We start from the raw sequence: 19,667 nt of genomic DNA, 5'->3' as shown, positions 1-19,667 counted from the left end.
TATAAACGCCATTTATTTCATTAAATTATATCTAAAGTTCTTATTTAACGTACTTTATGTTTTTTTAAGATGAATTTTGATTATAGGCTATTTTCCTAAATTTTTCATAATTCTCTCTACAAATTCATATGCAGCAGGGCAAATAACTGTATTTTTTATCATCAACGCATTGATCTGATAAATCTTCTTTCTGTCGGTGTGTGGATACTCTCTGCAGGCTTTTGGCCTCACTTCATATATGGAACAGGTATTATCATCATTTAGAAAAAAACAGGGCAGATTTTGCAGCACTTTATCATTATCCTCATCCACTCTCAAAAATTTTGACTCAAAATCGAGTGGCTTCATACGCAAATGCTTAGCAATACGTTCAATATCCTTTTCTGTATATAGAGGACCTGTTGTTTTACAACAATTGGCACATTGGAGGCAGTCTATCTTTTCAAATACTTCTTCGTGGGTCTCCTGAACAACATAATCAAGGTTTTTTGGCGGTTTTTTCTTCAGACCGTCTAAAAACTTTTTGTGTTCCTTCTGCTTCTGCAAAGCCTGTGTTTTATAAAGCTCTATATTCATTGTCCTTTTTCTACCACCATTGCTGGAATCTCAACTTTCTGGTGTTCATTAATTTTATCAAGATCTAAAATTGTCGATAAATTATCTTTGTTAGGATAATACATTGGAACAAATCTAGCCCCATAAATAATTTCTCCGGTCACATAGGACGACCTCTGAACCACTGTATTTGAAAACACTTCATCAAAAGCCCGAACCTGTACAATAATTTCTATATCGATATTCTTAAAATCTTCTTCAGAAAAGCCATAAAAAGGCGAATCTTCATTTATTATATGAACAACGGTCCAGTTCAATGCCAACGTACTGATCTTATTTAACCTGGTTTCCAGTCTGTAAAAATTACTCTTTGGGACTCCGTCCTCTATAACTTCAATAGCTGTAGATACAATAACATCCGCATCAGTAAGTGCGTTATTTTTATAAGGAGCCAATCTGAACATCAAAGCTGTCGTTTCCTGAAAAGGTGATACAACAGCAATATCAGAAAACCTTAGATAGGCTCTTGGCCTTGAGAACCGTCCATAGAACAAACCCGTTGCAATAGCAAAAGCAAGCAACCCCAGAAAAGCCTCAAAGGTCGCCACTAAGCTGGCCAAAAAACCTACGGGAGCTATTCTGCCATACCCAACAGTAGTAAAGGTCTGTGAACTGAAGAAAAATACATCAATAAACTCGTTAACCGGATCACTTTTATCAATTCCCGTAAGATGCTGAACTCCTATAGAATAATAAATCAGAGCAAAAATGATATTAATTGCAATATAACCAATTACCAAATAACAAATAAACCGAAATCTTGACAGATTCAGCATCGTATGAAACCAGCTCAATCTATTAAAAACATTGCCGCCTTTTCTATAAACATTTGGCAACCCATCTTTGTTGATAAATCTTCCCGAAGCACTGCTCCCAAAACCACTGCTATCGGTATTTTTCTGTCTAATTTTTTGTCTAAATCCTCCTGCCATTTTTTTTAATCATTCTTTTTTGTTGAGATGCCCCGTCATACTATGCAAAGATAAAATATTGTTTTCATGAAATTTATCAAGTTCACGATTGAATTTGTCAATTGATTTTAAATTAACTTTGGGTTATGAAAAAGCTTGAATCAAGAGAAGATATTGAATTGCTGGTCAATTCATTTTATAAAAAAGTAATTCAGGATGAGACTATTGGTTTTTTCTTTAAAGATATTATTAAAGTAAATTGGGAAAAACACCTTCCGAAAATGTATTCTTTTTGGGAGACCATACTTTTCGGCCAAATGAGTTACAAGGGAAATCCAATGGCAGTTCACTTTCCTATTAATGAACTCCAGGCAATGGAAAAAAAGCACTTTGAACAATGGCTTTCACTTTGGAAGAAAACAATAGAAGAAAACTTCGTTGGTGAAAACGCAGATATGGCAATCTATAAATCTGAAAACATTGCAAAGCTCATGGCTTATAAGATGGAAATGGCCCGTAAATTAAATTAAGGAACTATTACGGTAAAAATATAAGCCGCCAAATTCACCAGTAAAACGGTTCCATACAAAATATTGGTTTTTCCTCTGCTTAAAGAAAGCATCACTATAAATACTGATAAAGAAAGCAAAATAATATCCTTCCTGTCAAGTCCCAATACAAAAGGGATATCATACATGATACAAACTACAGATACTGCAGGAATTGTTAATCCGATACTCGCCAATGCAGAACCCAAAGCAAGATTGACACTGGACTGTATCTGATTGTTTCTCGCAGCCCTAATTGCCGCAACTCCCTCCGGAAGTAAAACAACGGCTGCAATAATTACCCCAACCAGGGATTTTGGAGCTCCTACACTCTGTACCATATCTTCAATTGTAGCAGAAAGACCCTTTGCCATTAAAACAACAATAATAAGACAGATGACCAGAAATATAAAGCTTATTATGGTTGCAATTTTTGATGGAATGTAATGCGAATCCGGATCATCATCCGTAGTGATAAAGTAATTTCTATGTCTTACGGTCTGAACCATTAAGAAAACGCCATAAATCACTAAGCAAGCTATGGAAACAAAGATCAATTGAGCAGTATTATAAAAAGGCCCGTTTACACTTGATGTAAAGTTCGGAAGAATTAATGTCAAAACAAGTATGGAAACAATGCTTACCAAATAGGTAGTTGCCGAAGTTCTTGCAAAAAACTGTTCATAGTATTTTACACCTCCTACCAAAATACAAATTCCTAATATCCCGTTAAGAATAATCATTACGGCCGCAAAAATGGTATCTCTTGCCAGGGTAATAGCCTGGTCACCACCTGCAACCATCAATGAGATAATCAACGCAACTTCAATAATAGTGATACAAAGGGCCAGAATAATTGTTCCGAAGGGCTCTCCTACTTTGTGGGCGACTACCTCAGCATGGTGAACAGCCGACAATACACTCCCGGTAAGTAAAATTCCTGCAATAATTTCAAAAACAACACCGTTTTCCATTAATCCTGAAAAATAGTATCCTACAGCGAGTACAGGAAAAATAAAGGTATAATGTAAAAGTTCTTTTAATTTCATAAGTGTTTACAAAATACAAAAAATCGATGAAAATTAAAATCTTAAAAGAAAATATTAATGATATTTTAATGACACCAGAAGTTAAAATCCTGAAAATCGGTCACCATGTGTAACAAAAGTCCGATGCCTATAATTCTGATATTTCCTTTAAAAAAAAGCATCAAAAAGTACACCGCAATTGCATAATAAGAATGTAAAAAATGAAATCCAATACTGTTTCGCGTCGGATCAAAAACAGGATTGGCAAACAAATGATCCAAATCCACCAACATCGTAGCCAGTAAAATAAGATACACTTTCTTCCAGTGATCCCTATAAAAAATTAAAGCGATAAAAACGGGAAATATCAGATGGAGGAAATAATGCACTCCGGTTTTCCAAAATAAACAATCCATCAGATTCTGCCTTTTAAATAATCCTGTCTTACCTCTTCATCCAATTTCTCAATCGCATATCTCAGACATGTTCTAGGCATTTCCTTATAGTGGGTATTCAAATAAACAATTAATTCTTCTTCATTTTTATTTCCCATTTCCCTTAACAACCAACCATTTGCTTTATGCATCAGATCATGGGTATGCAACAGATTTGTCGTTACAAACTCTTTAGTAAGATCAAAAGATCCTTTTTTAATATAATGCATTGTGCCAACTACCGCAATTCTTTTGTGCCACATTTCATTGGAATGCGATAACTCTCTCAACAAGTCTTCTTTCTTATTTTCGAAAGCATATCGTCCTAAGATTTTATAACAACTGGAGTCTACCAGATCCCAGTTATTGACATATTTCAAATGATCAAGATAAAAGTCTATAATTTCTTTTTTCTTCTTTTGATCTTTTGTTTTTTCAAATTGATGGATCAGTATAAACAATGCTGTCAGCCTATGCTCATGAAATTTTGATGAAAGCAATTCACTGAGTTCTTTCAAAGAAATTTTAGCATAATACTCCTTTGCTACCATTCTCTGATCAGGAACTTTTACTCCCAGAAAAACATCTCCCTCTCCATATTCACCTTTTCCGGTTTTGAAGAATTTTGGAAAAAATGCTGCTTTTTCCGGAATGGAAAGAACAGCTAACGCTTCGTGTATATCTTTAATTATATTGCTCATTATAATCAATTAATTAAACAGTATCATCTAAAGCAATACTTTCCTGTTCCTGCTCTTCTTTAGCAATCTTCTTTGGATTGGCAACTTTTGCTATTGTAAGTCCCTGCACAACAATGGAGAATACCACTACACAATAAGTAATACTTAAAATAATATTACTGTATTCACTTTTAGGAATGGACATGGCTAATGCAATAGAAACACCACCCCTGATTCCACCCCAAAACAAAACTTTTATCGTTTGCGGGCTAAACCTTGTTCTGAAAGACATAAACTTTGTCGGACCCCAAATTGAGATGAATCTTGCCGCCAAAACCACAATAATAGCAATAAGCCCAGGAATAATAAAATGATTCAAATCTTTAATCATCAAAAGTTCAAACCCAATAAATAAAAACAATACAGCATTCAGGATTTCATCGATCAGCTCCCAGAATTTAATAAGGTAATCCTGTGTGATCGATTTCATTTTGAATCTCACATTAAAATTACCCATAAACAAACCTGCTGCAACCATCGTAAGCGGTCCGGATATGTGCATCTGCCGGGCAATAAGATAACCTCCCATTACTACAGAAAGAGTCACCAGCACCGAAATAATATAATCATCAACTTCACGCATTAATCTGGAAGTTATCCAACCAAGCAAAACACCCAGCAACAAGCCTCCTCCAGCTTCTTTGATCAAAAGCAGACCAATACTTTCCACACCTAAATCCACTTCTTTTCCAATGGCCAACTGCAATACAACAGTAAACACCACAACCGCCATCCCATCATTAAAAAGAGACTCCCCAGCAACTTTAGTTTCAAGAGACTTTGAGACATTTGCCTGTTTAAGAATACTGAGAACTGCAACCGGATCTGTAGGCGATATCAAGGCCCCAAAAACAAGACAATAGATAAACGGAAGTTTGATTCCTACCAAAGGCAGTAAGTAAAACATTCCAAATCCTACAATAAATGTAGAAATCACAACTCCAGCGGTTGAAAATATGAGAACAGGCCTGAACTGCTCTTTAAGATCATTGATATTAATATGAATTCCTCCGGCAAACAATAGAAAATTAAGCATAGCCCCCATCAGCACTTCCGTAAAATCAATACTATTCATTAATTTATGAAGATGCCCAAAAGTTCTCGGCAATACGGTTTCCCCAAACAAAACCAGAAAAATTGAAACCACGATCGCAATAACCATGATCCCGATCGTACTTGGAAGCTTAAGAAACCTGTAATTAAGATAGGCGAATATCGATGCTAAAACTATTAATGCTGAAAATGAATAATATAATTCCACTAAGTTATTTTTAAATTAAAAACCCAAATAAAGGACTTTGATGTATATTTTTGTATTCTCTTTTTCCCATAGGTCGAGAACCCCATCTTTCATTGTTTTTGAACTTCTAGTATATCCTTCCCCAAGATTCAGAATATTTAAAAAAATATATTCATCTCCAACAGAATTGACCTGGTAAGCAGTTTTCTCAGACTTTCCATCACCAGAGCTCTTTATAGCATCTGCAAGCAATCGAAGTTGCGATAAATGATGAGTGAAATTGCTTACATCTTTTTTGTAATCATAGGCCCGGAGTAAAATCAGTAAAACATCCATATTCGTAGGATCTTTACCATACAAAACTTTCCCTATTTTTATGCAATCATCAAAATTACCGTTCTTAAACGCTTCAGCCAGGCTTTTAAAATCATCATCTGCAGTAGACAATTTATTCGCCTCAAAATTTCTACCATAGTACAAATATTGCGCTTCTATGCTATCTAATGACTTTGGAATTCCTTTATACTTGAAAATCAGCTTGTCATAATTGTAAACTGATTCGGAATTCTTAAGATTCTTCTCTATACTTTTAAAATCGATCTTTGATTTTTGACTAAAACCCGGGACCGATAGACAAAGTAACAGCAGGAAAAAATAATATTTCATTAATCGTTGTTTTCTTCTTCTTCATCATTATCAAAGTATTCAAACAGGAAATCATTATATGGAAATCTTGAAATATGAATTTTCATAACCTCATCATAAATTAATTTCTTCATTTCCGGAAAGTTTTCTTTTTTTAGTGCGGAAATAAATACAGCTGGATATTTGGATCTGGCCATCCATGTTTTTTTCCATTCTTCAAGCGAAATATTCTTCTTTGTGGATGGTGTAAGATCATCATCATCTTTTTTCTCGTAACTGAAGTCATCAATCTTATTAAAAACCATAATCATTGGCTTTTGATGAGCATTGATCTCCATTAATACATTATTTACAGATTCTATATGATCTTCAAAGCTTTCATGAGAGATATCAACCACGTGAATGAGCAGATCTGCCTCACGAACCTCATCCAAAGTAGATTTAAACGATTCTACCAATTGTGTCGGTAATTTTCTGATAAACCCTACCGTATCCGTAAGCAAAAATGGCAAATTCCCAATTACAACCTTTCTAACCGTCGTATCCAGTGTTGCAAATAATTTATTTTCAGCAAAGACTTCAGATTTTGAAAGAGAATTCATTAAGGTAGACTTACCTACGTTGGTATATCCCACTAAAGCAGCACGGACAACTTTCCCACGATTATTACGCTGAGTCGCCATTTGCTTATCAATGGTTTTTAATTTGTCTTTTAACAAAGTAATTCTGTCGCGGATGATACGGCGGTCAGTTTCAATTTCCGTTTCACCGGGACCGCGCATCCCAATCCCCCCTTTCTGACGCTCCAAGTGAGTCCACATCCTGGTAAGTCTCGGTAAAAGATACTGATATTGAGCCAGTTCTACCTGAGTTCTTGCATAGGAGGTTTGTGCCCGCTGGGCAAAAATATCAAGAATAAGATTGGTTCGGTCTAAAATCTTGATCTCCATCTCTCTCTCCAGGTTTTTAAGCTGTGATGGCGAGAGCTCATCATCAAAAATTACCGTTCCAATTTCGTTTTCTTTTACGTATTCTTTTATTTCCAGTGCCTTTCCACTTCCGATAAAGGTTTTGGAATCTGGCTGAGTTAATTTTTGTGTGAAACGCTTTTGTACTGTGGCGCCTGCCGTGAAAGCCAAAAACTCCAGTTCATCCATATACTCCATCAGTTTTTCTTCATCCTGATTTTGAGTAATAACACCTACTAAAACTGCTTTCTCGTAATTATGTTCTTTCTTTTCTAGCATTAAGTTCTATCTATGTTTGTGAGTTTTACAAGATACCCTTTTTAAGGATAAAAAACAAAATGATTTTTTAGTTGGTAAGAAATTTTAATGTTAATTTAAGCTTATAATAATATTGATTTATAGAAAATTAATCATATTATGAGGTGTCATTTCTTATTTTCAAACGTAAAAAGTAAAGAAACAATAAAAACACAAGAACAAACTGCACTGAATAATAAGCTCCTCCATTATCAACATTAATCAGGATGCTTTTATTGATTATTATTGAATAATTTAGTAAAACTTTTTAAAGCAATATGCTATGAATGATCAAACAGAAAACATTTCAGAAAAGAAAATCATGAAACTGAGCATTCTGGATCAGTCTCCCGTAATTGCGGGCACCCATACGGAAGACACCCTGAACACCAGCGTTGAGCTTGCCCAGTGGGCAGAATATTTAAATTATGAAAGCATTCTGTTTTCGGAGCATCATGGTGTTCCCGCCTATGCAAGCTCAAGTCCTGAAATCCTTGCCGCTATCGTATTGGGAAAAACAAAAAAAATAAAAGTGGGCACAGCAGGTATTATGCTTCGTAATTATTCGGCTTACAAGATATCAGAAGTAACAAAATTACTGGCTTCCGTTTTTCCAGGACGTTTCATACTGGGTTTAGGAAAAGCTCCCGGAGGACTTAAAATGTCCTCCCTGGCCCTGAATAACGACAAGCTTCCAACCGTAAGCACCATTAGCGAAAAGTTACAAGACATTGTGGCCTATTTATCTGATGATGCGACGGTCACTCAGGAACGCTATGGTGAATTGATAGCACAACCTCAGTTCCTTCATCAAAAACCAGAAGTTTTATGGCTGGGATCCGGAAGCAATTCAGCAAAAGAAGCCGCAAAAAATGGATTGGGATATTCTTACTCACACTTTTTATTAGACCAGCGCGAAAATGAAAGTACCAATATTTATAAAAATCAATTCCAGCCGGGAAACATCATGAAGATCCCACATTTGCAAATAGCAGTATCCGTTTCAGTAGCAGAAGACTTTGATACAGCAAAGAGAAATGCTTACCCGATGACGTACCAGTTTTTAGAAGCACGAAGAGGGTTAGCCCCCAGCCCACTGATGCATCCCGATGAAGTGGAAGACAGAATATTCACTCCGGAAGACAAAAATGATTTCAACAATGTTTTGAAAAATATTATTATTGCTACACCAGACACCATACACAAAAAGCTCTCTGAAATTACAGATTTTTATCAAACAAATAAGCTGATAATCCTAAGCAATATCTATGATAAAGAGCTTCGATTCAAGAATTATGAATGGATTGCTAACCATACACCATGAAACAATAATCCTTCACTAATTTGTGACTTTTATTGTTAATAATTAGTTTTTATGTTAAAAATTATATATAATTCGCATAATATATATTATTTTAATAACTTTATAAAGGGATTATTGTTTTATCTACATTGAATCCAAAAAAACTAATTAATATCCAGAGACTCATGACCGCCAACATCAAATGTATGATTATTGATGACAACGAACTGGACAGACTCGTTCTTCACCACTATATCAACCAATACGATCATATAGAAATCGTTGCTTCCTTTGATTCAGCCGAAAAAGCAATTCCTTACCTTGACCTTCCTATAGACGTTTTATTTATTGAAACCAAACTACCAGGAATGAGCGGAATTGAATTTTGTAAATTAGCCTATAAAATCCCTATTTGTATTTTTACAAGCGCTCATTGTGAATTTGCCGCAGAAGCTTTCGAGCTTGATATTCTAGATTTTATTAAAAAACCTTTAAAGGCAGATCGCTTCCATCACTCTATCCAGAAACTTTTTGATTTCCTGGAAATGAAAGAAAAAAGTGAATGCCTTGATATCTTACTGGGAGAAAATAATATTAAAATAAAAGAAGGAAGCACCATCCTTCAAATCAAAATAACCGATATCCTTTATCTGGAAGCACTAAAAGATTATACACGAATCGTAACTCCTGAAAAAAAACACTGCATTCTCGATTCTATCGGCAACCTTCTCCATCAAAACTATTTTGATTCTTTCGTAAGAATACACCGGAGCTACGCCGTTCCCAAATACCTGATCCGCAGCAAAACACCTCACGAGGTAGAGTTGACCCATCAAATCAAACTTCCTATAGGTAGAACCTACAAAAACAATCTCGCATTTTTCGACACGCACAATCAGCAATCCCTCTGATCTTCAATGTTTTTACAAGGAAATGTCATTCGTCGATTTTTCCTGCTGTTTATCTATTTTCCTGATATCCGGTTTCTTTATATGGTAATTTAGTCTTCCAAAATTCAATGAAAGAATTTACAGCTACTAACCATAAAAAGACTCCACATGAAAAGAACATCTATTTTTGGCCTCCTTTTCATTATGCTTATCGTAACCGGACAGCTAAAAGCTCAATCAGCAGTTCTAGCGACAGGAACAAGTGTTTCAGGAGGTAACGGCTCCCTCTCTTATAGCGTTGGGCAAATCACTTACCTTTCTAAAGGTAGCGGCTCTCAAGTTATGGAAGGGGTACAACAAGCCTTTGAGATCATAACACTCGGTGTTCATGAGACAACTTCAACAGAAGATGGCATTTTACTTTACCCTAACCCGTTTAAAGATTACTTATATCTGGATTTTACCGTGAACAGTTATAAGGATTCGGATTATCAGCTATTCGATGCTCAGGGTAAATTGATCAGAAAAGATAAGATCACTCAGGCAAAATCTGAATTCAACTTTTCTTCTCTTCCGTCAGCGATGTATATCATCAGAATTAACCAAGAAGGTAAAAACATCAAAACATTCAAAATCATCAAAAAATAACTACCATGAAAAAAATTCTATCTATACTGGGACTGATCCTGGGCTGTTTTTCAGCTTTTGGACAAGTACCCGAAAAAATGAGCTATCAGGCCGTCATCCGGAATCTTGCCGGGCAGCTAACAGTTAATCAAAGTATTGCTGTAAAAGTAAGCGTCCTCCAGGGCTCAGCAGCAGGCCCCGTGGTCTATTCTGAAAGATTGACAGGAAACACGAATGCTAACGGCCTCATTACCCTTGAAATAGGCACTGGAACCGTTCTCTCTGGTACATTTGCAACAATCAACTGGACCACCGGGAACTACTATTTAAAAACAGAAACAGATCCACTTGGTGGAACAAGCTACACCATAACAGGAACAAGCCAGCTGCTTAGTGTCCCATACGCTATGTATGCAAAATCAGCAGGCGGCGGTGGCGGAAGCTTCACTCTTCCCTACTCAGCAACAGTTAATAATGCGGCAAGTTTGTTTGCATTAACAAATGATGGTGACGGCACTTCAATTGAAGGTACTAATAACACGACCACATCAAGTATCGCTGCTGTAAGAGGTATCGTAAGCAGCACTACTCCAGGTGGCTTTTCAACAGGCGTCCGTGGTATCAATAATGGAACAGGCGGTCTGGGAGTAGGTGTATGGGGAAGCCAGGATGGAAGTGGATGGGGTGTTTACGGAACTTCTCCTAGCGGCCTGGGAGTATATGGAAACTCATCAGGAAATGGCTTCGGTGTATATGCAAACAGCAACACAGGAACCGGACTTAATGCAACGAGTAACAATGGTATAGCTGCTAATTTTTCAATATCTAATAATGCTAACAATAACAATGTAATTGTTGCTTCGACTGTAGGATCCGGAACGGTCGTTAATGTCTCATCTACAGGAAACGGAGCCGGAGTTCGAAGCAGCACAGGAGCTGGTTTTGCAGTACACGGGATAGCCAGCCAACAGTCTTCCGCCGGCGTCGTGGCCGATAACAATGGAAATGGCGAAGCTTTAGTAGGAAGAACAACAAGTGACATTGCGGGAGCAGTTGTTGGGAGAAATGATGGTGGCGGATATGGTGTACGGGGATTTATATCAACCAATACTACAGGAACCGCGATTGGTGTATTTGGCCAGGTTGGACTTAATAGCAGTACAGGACGCGCGGGTCGATTTGAAAACAATAACCAAACCAATTTAATTAATACCCTTGAAGTAGAAACTAATGGAAATGGAGATATTCCTGACAATACTCAGGGAAATGCATCGTCATTTCTTGTTAACAACAATAACAGTGTCGCTGCAGCAGTAAGAGGAGAAGTAAAAACAATATTTGGCAACTTTGGTGCTGCGGCCATCTTTGGAGTTTCATCCGGAACAGGTGGTTTCGGAGGTCTGTTTCATGCTTCCAATACATCTGGAAACGGCCCTGCTTTAGTGGCAATTACCGATGGAAACGGAAATGCAATTACCGCAAATGCGAGTAAAGATGGAAATGGTGTAGAAACCAATATTGATGGTGGAGGAAATGCTTTATACGCATGGGTTCCAAGTTTCGCAACTGGACGCGCAGGAAGGTTTGAGATTTTTAATGAAGATAATGACAATGAAGTAATATCTGTAAAAACTGTTGGTAATGGTATCGCAGGTAACTTCAAGGTTGATCGTACTACCGGTACCTCAGCAGCTGTAAAAGGCGAAGTAAATTCAATTTTTGCCAATTTCGGTACTGCAGGTATATATGGTCTTTCATCAGGCACGGGTGGATATGCCGGTTTATTTTATGCTTCTAATGCTTCGGGAAATGGCCCTTCTGTCTTAGCTCTTACAGACGGAAACGGAAACGCGATTACCGCGAATGCCGGTGGCACAGGTGACGGTATAGAAGCTTCTTGTGATGGTACAGGAAATGCTATTTCAGGGTTTATCCCTAATTTTGGTACAGGTAAAGCCGGAAGGTTTGCTAATTTCAACAACGCTAACGGCCAGCCGGTGGTACACGTTACCACTACAGGTACTGGAAACACCTTACTTATTAACCACCAGGGACCTTCTGGTAATATTTCAGTCTACCAGAGTGCTTCAGTGAACGTTGCCCGTATCAATAAGGCAGGAAGAGGCTTTTTTAACGGAGGAACCCAGAATAGCGGAGCCGACGTTGCCGAAGCATTTGATGTCGAAGGAAAAACATCGCAATATGAACCGGGTGACATTTTAGTAATTTCCCTAGATTCTGACAGAACGGTAGAGAAGTCTTCTAAACCTTATTCTACTCTGGTTGCCGGAGTTTATGCTACCAAACCGGGAGTTTTATTAACTGAAGAACATATTGACGCAGATCTTTCCGACAAAGTCCCTATGGGTGTGATTGGAGTTATTCCAACAAAGGTTTGTCTTGAAGGCGGGAAAATCAGCAGGGGTGATCTTTTGGTAACCTCGTCAAAACCAGGAATTGCAATGAAAGCCAATCCTAAAAAGGTAAAAATAGGACAAGTTATTGGTAAAGCTCTTCAGGATTACAATCAGAATGAAACAGGAAAAATTAAAGTACTTGTAAACATTAAATAAAAAACTATGAAATCACTATATACTGTAGCATTACTATTATTAAGCATAGGGATCTACGCACAGGAAAGTAAAACTTCCGACCAACAAGATCAAACATTAATATTAAAAAATGCAAAAGAACAGCAAGCTCAGGTTTTGAAAGACCTGCAACAGAATGCCGACAAAAAAACAGCACAAACAGGTCTGGCATCAGATCAAGGTCTTGAGGTTAAAAAACAAACCTCAAAATCTAAAGCTCCCTCAGAAAGTTCCGGAAAGCTACTTCCCAACACTGCTAGTTTTGAAGAGGTTCTTGCTACAATTCCTAATCGACATTCATCACGTAAGGCAAGTACTTTTAAAAAGCAAAACACTACCGGGTTATCTAATACGGCAACTCTCGCAGAAATAAAAAAAACTATTCCTAAAAACTAATAACCCATAAGATTTTTAACAAAAAGAAGTCCGCAAAATTGCGGACTTCTTTCATATAGACATTTTAGTTAAATAATTCATGATCAATCCCAATCCGAAGCTACAAATTTCATCACCACTCCTTTATTATCTGACAAAGTAAGAAAGTGACCTTCTACAGAATATTGGGTAATCCTTTCAAAGCTATTCACAAATGCACGCTCGAGCTTCATATCCTGACAGGCCATCATCGTACTTCCAACTCCTGAAATCTTCATTTTGCCGTTATTTTTAAATTCTCCTGTAAAAAACATTCTATTACATCCCATAAAAGCTCCGCCCCGAATTTTACCTCCTTCCATTTTTGCAGTGAGATTAATCCCAGCTCTACTTTTAACCATCTGATCCTTACTGAAATTTCCAAAAGAAATAAGCATCCATTCTCTTTGAATCGATGGATTCTTGTCTGGTACCGAAGAACAATTAACCATCATTCCCAAAAACAAAATTCCAAAAAGACTAATAAATATTTTTTTCATGAAATCAATCCTTCCATTTTCATACCAATCACAGGCAGAATATCGTAAAAATTAGTAAATTAGCGACACAAAATTATTTTATAAAATGAAAAGACTATTTCTACTATTCACTTTTTTATTGGGCTTTGCCCAGATGAGAGCGGATGAGGGTATGTGGCTGTTAATGCTCATCAAAAGATTAAATGGTGTTGACATGCAAAAAGAAGGTTTGCATTTAACCCCTGAAGAAATTTACTCGGTAAACAATTCAAGTTTAAAAGATGCTATTGTAAGCTTTGGAGGCTTCTGTACAGGTGAAATCGTTTCCGATAAAGGACTTATTTTCACAAACCACCACTGTGGTTATGGTGCTGTTGCTGCAGCTTCTACTCCAGAAAAAGATTATTTGAAAAATGGTTTCTGGGCAATGAAGCAAAAAGACGAATTTAACGCTAAAGATCTGTACGTTAGATTTTTAGTAAGGATGGATGATGCTTCACAAAGAATCAACGCCAAACTAAACAACAAAATGACCGGTGAGGAAAGAAAAGCTGTGATTGATGCTGAAATAAAAGCAATTCAGGCTGAAAACTCTGAAAACGGAAAATATACGGTAGTAGTAAGAGATTTCTTTAACGGAAACGAGTTCTACTATTTTGTTTATCAAGACTATAAAGATATCAGATTGGTTGGTGCTCCACCTTCTTCATTAGGTAAATTCGGAGGGGATACAGACAACTGGGAGTGGCCAAGACATACTGCAGACTTTACAGTTTTCAGAGTGTATGCTGATGCTGCAGGAAATCCGGCAGAATATTCTCCAAGCAATACTCCTTTAAAGCCTAAACATTTCTTACCTGTTTCTCTTAAAGGAATTAAGCCAGGTGACTTTTCTATGATTTTAGGATACCCGGGAAGAACAAACCGTTATTTAACATCTTACGGGATCCAACAGATGGTAAACAAAGATTATCCAGCTTGGGTAGAAGCATCTAAACTTGCAATGGATGTGATGAAGAAGTACATGGATAAAGATAAAGGAACTCAGCTTAGTTATGCTTCTCAGTATGCTTCAGTAGCTAACTACTGGAAAAACAGACAGGGAACAATCGACGCCGTGATCAAAAACGGAACGATTACAGACAAACAAAAGATTGAAGCTAATTTCAAGCAATGGTCTTTACAACCTGCCAATATAGAATATGATGGTGTATTAGATGATATTTCTATCTATTATAAGCAGGTTTCTAACAGAAATGTTGAAAGAAATTATGCTTCTCAACTTTCAAGAAATGCAAAATATATCAGCCTAGCTTTCCAGGTTGGCTCTGTCCTTAAGTCTTACGCTGAACAAGATATGGCTGGAAGATTAGCAATGAAAGCAAAAGTAGAAGCTTCTGTAAAAGCAGCTTACGAAAACTTCAACACTAAACTGGAAGGAGAAATGCTTAACTCAATGGTTGGCCTTTACCAATCCAGAGTAGATAAAGATGTTGCCTCTCCGACTATTATGGCATTAGATTCTAAGAATCTTTCAAACGTTGCGTATTCTTCAATTTTTGCCAATAAAACATCTGTAACCAACTTTATTTTAAATCCGGACCGTCTGAAACTTGACGCAGATCCACTTTTAAAAATAGCTAATGGCGTTGCGACAGATCAGAGGTTATCTTCTGAAAAATTCTCTAAAATTGATGATAACTTTGCGAAGAACAACCGTATGTTCCTGGCTGGTTTAATGAAATCAATGCCTGAGAAAAAGTTCTACCCTGATGCAAACTCTACTATGAGATTAACTTATGGAACAGTAGACAAATTACCAATCAGAACTGATAGAAACTATTTTGGTGTTACAGACAACTATTATACCGATATGACCGGTTTAGTTGGTAAATACAAAAAAGGAGATGAAGAATTTGATCTTCCTCAAAGAGTAATTGACCTTTACAACATGAAAGACTTCGGCCAGTATGCTGATGCTGCAGGCTACATGCCAGTGAACTTCCTTTCTAATAATGATATTACAGGAGGAAACTCTGGTTCACCAGTAATTGATGGTGACGGTAACCTTATTGGTATTGCATTTGACGGAAACAGTGAAGCATTAAGTGGTGACATTGTTTTTGAACAGGAATGGCAAAAAACAATTAACGTTGATGTTCGTTTCGTATTGTGGACTATTGACAAATACGCTGGTGCAAGAAGATTGATTGACGAGTTAAAGTTAGTAAGAAGTGAAAACACTCCTGCTGATACAAAAACCCGTCCAGCAAAAGCAGAGCACGTAAAAGCAGCTAAAAATAAGAAATAATCATCTACGATATATAAAAGAAAAACCGTGAAATAAGTTTCACGGTTTTTTTGTGTAAAGAAATAAATAAAGTCAGTTTTTAGTCCTATTTTTTGATAAACTTCTGAGAAGACACTGATCCATCAGCATTATTAACCTTAATAATGTAATTTCCGGATGGCAGTTCCTGTACAGAAATCTTGGCCGTCAACCCCTCAACGCTAAAGGTACCCATCTTCTTCCCGCTCAGATCGATTATCGAGATTTCTGAAATTTTAGTCTCTGATGTAATATTTACATAATCAGATGTTGGATTCGGATATAACTTAAACAAATCTTTTTTGTGATTTACTTCAGAAGTTGAAAGTGCCCCTGCACTTACCGTAACTTCATCAACATTAATAGAATATCCATACATTGCAACCCCCTCAAGGGCAATTTGATAAGTCGCAGAGGGAGAAGGAAGAGGCAATACTCCAGAAGACGTCCAAGGCGATACACTAGAATTATATGTACTGATTAAAGTCCATGCTGCCGCAGATGAAGTTCTGTAATAAACCTTTAGCTCATTCTGATCCCCTCCCCAATCTCTGTTTCTGTAATAAAACTCTAAAGAAGGATTTGATACAGAAGACAGGTCCAGTACCGGACTAACATATTTCGTAGTCGCTCCAGTAAATGAAGTAATATCAAATTCAGCCATTAAAGAACCTTGGTATGGTCCAGTTGTGTAACCAGCATATGCTGTTTGAACAGTACTCCACTGCTTACTCCCTGACTCGTATACCTGAGTCCATAAAGAAGCTGTAGAGGAAGACGTTTCAAATGTTTCCACCCATGGGAAAGTAGTAACCTGTGCATTAGCCAATAAAGGTAATAATGCTAAAGAAAGTAAAATTTTTTTCATGGCAAATATTTTTAATTTCAAAACAATTTAACGAATTTTTCGTAGATTACACAATAATAATGGGTTTTAACTAAATTAAACCAAACAACATTGCGAAAAGACTAAATTGAGACATCTCAATTTAGAGCTAAAAACATGTTAAAAAGGATTATATCCACAGGATCGGGCAGGCTAAAAAATTGAAACCCAAGAAAAAAGAAAAATGATCCAGATGATAATCGGTGGCCCAAAAAAGATACAACATCTGCGATACAATATCAATTATATAGGAATATTTTATTCCAAAAAAATAAAAATACCAGATTTTTAACTTAAAAAAGACACAATATTTTAGTTTTTAAATAGAATACGATGTATTATTTGACAGGATAAACCAATTGCTTAACCTTTACTGATAACGGGAAAGCTAACTTTCCTAAAAGAATTTAATCACTCTAAAAGGATTAATTAATAAAATCAATTCAATACAATTTATTTTAATATGAAAAATTAACTAAAAAATAATGGAATGTAAACATATATTTACTATTTTTGATTTCATTGCGTAGTGATATAACGTTTATGAACCATAAATTTGGAATATTATTAAAAAATGAAAAATATTATCGTATTTTTTTTAAGCTAAATTTAAGTTTTATGGCTTATCTTTAAATTGTTAAAAAAAATATATTGTTATGAACCTAAAACTAATTTTATCCGGGGTCATTTTGATAGCTCTTTTGGTAGCTTGCGAAGACAGAAGTAATGAAGAAACCTCTACTACTTTACAGTCTAAGAATACTAAAATAGATATGACAAGCTCAAAAACAGCGATGCCTGTCAGTGATTCCGTGAAAATACCAGCAATCCAAAATGACTCAAATTCAGCAAATGGAGGTAAAAACGAAACAATCGACCCGACGAAGCCGGATAGGCCTAGGTAAGCTTGCGATCCAAATCGTCATGTCAGCTTTTGTGCTGATCTCTGCTATTTTACCATTTTTGAATAACATTGTGGGTTATTTTATAGATGTAAATGTGCAGTTAGCCAATAATGCTGGCGAAAGACGTTTGGATTTAGATTCAGCTATTTACTTTCTATCAATTCCGTCATGTATAATCCTTCTTGCATTAGGAGGGTTATTTAAAGCACACAGATATACATTTTATGTTGTTCTGGTTTCTGGCTATTTTCATTTAGCGACGTATATTAAATTTATATTTTTTAATAAAAATATAATATCCGGATATGCCGATATCGCGATTGTAGTAATTATTGCCCTTATAGTTTACCTGATCTACAGATTAGATAATTACTACAGGGAAATGAATGTAATTGATAAATTTAACAATAGTACATTAGAAAGATTTTCTTCAATATTATTTAAACGTAATGACATCACAAAAAAATGAGTAATCATAGAGAAAGCTTAAAGATTCTTGTTGCTCTTAGTGATAAACTGTGGGAGGATTATATTGAAGAAATTTTGTCCGAAGAGCAATACCTGGAAAAAATGCGATTAGTAAAGAAAGAGATCAATAATGGCTTTATTGGTACCATGCAAGATTTAGAAATCTTCACCAGTGAACTGGGTTACCTGATCTTAAGTGCACCCACTAAAACATTAATGGCCAGTTCCGAAAAAATTATAATTAATAAGAATTAAGATTATTTTAAGTCTACCTTATCTTGTGTCAGGCTTAAAAGTCTTTCAATATTCTTATTTTGCTTTACAATAGCAGCTTCCATTTTCTTTTCCATTTTCGAGATCTGATTTTGGATAAAGAGTAAGCTCTTGTCTTGCGTATTGTATTGTGCAAATATATTTGCCAATAGGTCACCAATTTCTTCGTTAAAACCTTGATATAAAAGATTTCCAGATTGGGAATCTTTTTTTTCTGTTGTATGTTCTTCAGGAGCATTTAAGTCCAATACCCCTTCACCTTTAATAAGCCAATGCAAGTGGTTGTTCAATTCAGGATAAACCGTTAAAACCTTAACCACCTTGTCAATTCCCAGGTCGCTTTTTAGTCCGGATCCTTTGAAATTAGAGGCGGACATACCTGTTTCTCTATAAAAAGACTCCTTTCTAATATTTTTTTCTTCCAAGTAAAATAATATTCTTTCCTTAATGGTTGTTATTTTGTCCATTTATATTTTATTTGGTCTAAATTTTGACTATATTTGTGCAAAGATAATAAAACAAAATTAACATAAATATTTAAATTATGAAAAATTTCACAGAATCTACAAGTGCCTTTTATAATCATTTTGAGACAACAGGGACTTTTCATACACCAAGTTCTCCTTCCGTTTTAAAATCAAAAACCATGAGTAACAAACACCATCTAAGAAGAAATTCTGCCAATGAGCTATACGATGTTTATTCGTACTCTCAGGATCTACACGACTATAAGGATGGCTATAAATTAACAGAAGGAATCAATGATTTGGTAACTTTCGAAGATTGCAGTTGGTTATTTGAAATGATATTGGATGAACAGCTTAACTTGAATTCTGAAAATCAAATATGGATTCTAAAAAGAACGATTCCAAATTCTTTTACGCTTACCTGCAAGAACAAATCAGGACATAAGTTGGCAGAAATAAAAAATCTGGAGGCAAACTTTTATTTTGATGACCTAACTGTTATAAAAAAGGACAAACTATTTTGCCTTCCAACAGAGGAAAATCTTTATTAACCGGATCATTCCATTTGGAAGATTGAAAATAAACCCGTTTTTTACCTACTGAATTATT

At 36.0% G+C, this 19,667-nt stretch carries 22 protein-coding genes; 11 read left to right on the top strand and 11 right to left on the bottom strand.

Going from position 1 to position 19,667, the window contains the following annotated elements:
* Positions 1-87 precede the first annotated feature (87 nt).
* Positions 88-576 carry a YkgJ family cysteine cluster protein gene (locus CEY12_RS15130; RefSeq protein WP_089028480.1) on the bottom strand — a complete coding sequence of 163 codons (489 nt, stop codon included), beginning with the start codon at positions 574-576 and terminating at the stop codon, positions 88-90.
* On the bottom strand, positions 573-1,547 hold the full coding sequence (locus tag CEY12_RS15125) for an ion channel (RefSeq protein ID WP_089028479.1): 975 nt from the start codon (positions 1,545-1,547) through the stop codon (positions 573-575). Before CEY12_RS15125 ends, CEY12_RS15130 begins: the two co-directional genes overlap by 4 nt.
* Positions 1,548-1,672: 125 nt before the next feature.
* Here CEY12_RS15125 and CEY12_RS15120 point away from each other — a divergent pair, with 125 nt between their 5' ends.
* The gene (locus CEY12_RS15120) at positions 1,673-2,056 is read left to right on the top strand and encodes a group III truncated hemoglobin (RefSeq protein ID WP_089028478.1); all 384 of its coding nucleotides are present in this window, start codon (positions 1,673-1,675) and stop codon (positions 2,054-2,056) included.
* On the opposite strand, the gene CEY12_RS15115 is transcribed toward CEY12_RS15120, so the two are convergent.
* From CEY12_RS15115 to hflX, 6 genes are all read right to left on the bottom strand, one after another.
* Positions 2,053-3,123, bottom strand: coding sequence for a calcium:proton antiporter (locus CEY12_RS15115; RefSeq protein WP_089028477.1), 1,071 nt, complete (start codon positions 3,121-3,123; stop codon positions 2,053-2,055). The two genes, CEY12_RS15120 and CEY12_RS15115, sit on opposite strands and share 4 nt — an antisense overlap.
* 65 nt (positions 3,124-3,188) lie before the next feature.
* The gene (locus CEY12_RS15110; protein ID WP_089028476.1) at positions 3,189-3,518 is read right to left on the bottom strand and encodes a DUF6122 family protein; all 330 of its coding nucleotides are present in this window, start codon (positions 3,516-3,518) and stop codon (positions 3,189-3,191) included.
* Entirely contained in the window at positions 3,518-4,237 is a 720-nt protein-coding gene (locus CEY12_RS15105; protein WP_089028475.1) for a DNA alkylation repair protein, read from the bottom strand. Before CEY12_RS15105 ends, CEY12_RS15110 begins: the two co-directional genes overlap by 1 nt.
* Before the next feature lie 13 nt (positions 4,238-4,250).
* Positions 4,251-5,537: a cation:proton antiporter gene (locus CEY12_RS15100; protein ID WP_089028474.1), complete on the bottom strand. Its 1,287-nt coding sequence runs from the start codon at positions 5,535-5,537 to the stop codon at positions 4,251-4,253.
* A 15-nt stretch (positions 5,538-5,552) separates the two neighbouring features.
* Entirely contained in the window at positions 5,553-6,182 is a 630-nt protein-coding gene (locus tag CEY12_RS15095; protein ID WP_089028473.1) for a DUF4919 domain-containing protein, read from the bottom strand.
* Positions 6,182-7,408, bottom strand: a complete 1,227-nt coding sequence (gene hflX / locus CEY12_RS15090) for a GTPase HflX (RefSeq protein ID WP_089028472.1) — start codon at positions 7,406-7,408, stop codon at positions 6,182-6,184. Before hflX ends, CEY12_RS15095 begins: the two co-directional genes overlap by 1 nt.
* A 301-nt stretch (positions 7,409-7,709) precedes the next feature.
* Between hflX and CEY12_RS15085 the strand changes: the two genes are divergently transcribed.
* From CEY12_RS15085 to CEY12_RS15065, 5 genes are all read left to right on the top strand, one after another.
* Positions 7,710-8,750: an MsnO8 family LLM class oxidoreductase gene (locus CEY12_RS15085; RefSeq protein ID WP_089028471.1), complete on the top strand. Its 1,041-nt coding sequence runs from the start codon at positions 7,710-7,712 to the stop codon at positions 8,748-8,750.
* 185 nt (positions 8,751-8,935) lie between these two features.
* Positions 8,936-9,640 carry a LytR/AlgR family response regulator transcription factor gene (locus CEY12_RS15080; RefSeq protein ID WP_228409707.1) on the top strand — a complete coding sequence of 235 codons (705 nt, stop codon included), beginning with the start codon at positions 8,936-8,938 and terminating at the stop codon, positions 9,638-9,640.
* A 147-nt stretch (positions 9,641-9,787) separates the two neighbouring features.
* A complete protein-coding gene (locus tag CEY12_RS15075; RefSeq protein WP_089028469.1) occupies positions 9,788-10,267 on the top strand; it encodes a T9SS type A sorting domain-containing protein in 480 nt (159 codons plus the stop codon).
* Between the two features lie 5 nt (positions 10,268-10,272).
* Positions 10,273-12,819: a beta strand repeat-containing protein gene (locus CEY12_RS15070; RefSeq protein WP_089028468.1), complete on the top strand. Its 2,547-nt coding sequence runs from the start codon at positions 10,273-10,275 to the stop codon at positions 12,817-12,819.
* A 6-nt stretch (positions 12,820-12,825) separates the two neighbouring features.
* The gene (locus tag CEY12_RS15065; RefSeq protein WP_089028467.1) at positions 12,826-13,233 is read left to right on the top strand and encodes a hypothetical protein; all 408 of its coding nucleotides are present in this window, start codon (positions 12,826-12,828) and stop codon (positions 13,231-13,233) included.
* An 83-nt stretch (positions 13,234-13,316) separates the two neighbouring features.
* Here the strand turns inward: CEY12_RS15065 and CEY12_RS15060 are convergent, their stop codons facing one another.
* The gene (locus CEY12_RS15060) at positions 13,317-13,751 is read right to left on the bottom strand and encodes an META domain-containing protein (RefSeq protein ID WP_089028466.1); all 435 of its coding nucleotides are present in this window, start codon (positions 13,749-13,751) and stop codon (positions 13,317-13,319) included.
* Positions 13,752-13,836: 85 nt separating this feature from the next.
* Between CEY12_RS15060 and CEY12_RS15055 the strand changes: the two genes are divergently transcribed.
* Positions 13,837-16,041 (top strand): S46 family peptidase, encoded by a 2,205-nt coding sequence (locus tag CEY12_RS15055; RefSeq protein WP_089028465.1) that lies wholly within the window; start codon positions 13,837-13,839, stop codon positions 16,039-16,041.
* An 85-nt stretch (positions 16,042-16,126) separates the two neighbouring features.
* Here CEY12_RS15055 and CEY12_RS15050 read toward each other — a convergent pair whose 3' ends face one another.
* Positions 16,127-16,927 carry a T9SS-dependent choice-of-anchor J family protein gene (locus tag CEY12_RS15050; protein WP_089028464.1) on the bottom strand — a complete coding sequence of 267 codons (801 nt, stop codon included), beginning with the start codon at positions 16,925-16,927 and terminating at the stop codon, positions 16,127-16,129.
* Between the two features lie 674 nt (positions 16,928-17,601).
* Here CEY12_RS15050 and CEY12_RS15045 point away from each other — a divergent pair.
* From CEY12_RS15045 to CEY12_RS15035, 3 genes are read left to right on the top strand one after another with little or no spacing between them, the layout of a single operon-like run.
* Complete coding sequence (locus CEY12_RS15045; RefSeq protein WP_089028463.1) at positions 17,602-17,850, top strand: hypothetical protein; 249 nt, start codon at positions 17,602-17,604, stop codon at positions 17,848-17,850.
* A gap of 19 nt (positions 17,851-17,869) precedes the next feature.
* Positions 17,870-18,319, top strand: a complete 450-nt coding sequence (locus tag CEY12_RS15040; protein WP_089028462.1) for a hypothetical protein — start codon at positions 17,870-17,872, stop codon at positions 18,317-18,319.
* Complete coding sequence (locus tag CEY12_RS15035) at positions 18,316-18,573, top strand: hypothetical protein (protein ID WP_089028461.1); 258 nt, start codon at positions 18,316-18,318, stop codon at positions 18,571-18,573. The genes CEY12_RS15040 and CEY12_RS15035 overlap by 4 nt, the downstream gene beginning before the upstream one ends.
* A gap of 2 nt (positions 18,574-18,575) precedes the next feature.
* Here CEY12_RS15035 and CEY12_RS15030 read toward each other — a convergent pair whose 3' ends face one another.
* Positions 18,576-19,058: a hypothetical protein gene (locus CEY12_RS15030; RefSeq protein WP_089028460.1), complete on the bottom strand. Its 483-nt coding sequence runs from the start codon at positions 19,056-19,058 to the stop codon at positions 18,576-18,578.
* 77 nt (positions 19,059-19,135) lie between these two features.
* Between CEY12_RS15030 and CEY12_RS15025 the strand changes: the two genes are divergently transcribed.
* Positions 19,136-19,609: a DUF6876 family protein gene (locus CEY12_RS15025; protein WP_089028459.1), complete on the top strand. Its 474-nt coding sequence runs from the start codon at positions 19,136-19,138 to the stop codon at positions 19,607-19,609.
* Positions 19,610-19,667 lie beyond the last annotated feature (58 nt).

The sequence above is a fragment of the Chryseobacterium sp. T16E-39 genome (assembly GCF_002216065.1).
Classification (GTDB): Bacteria; Bacteroidota; Bacteroidia; order Flavobacteriales; family Weeksellaceae; genus Chryseobacterium.
This window is presented reverse-complemented; position numbering and strand designations above follow the sequence as displayed.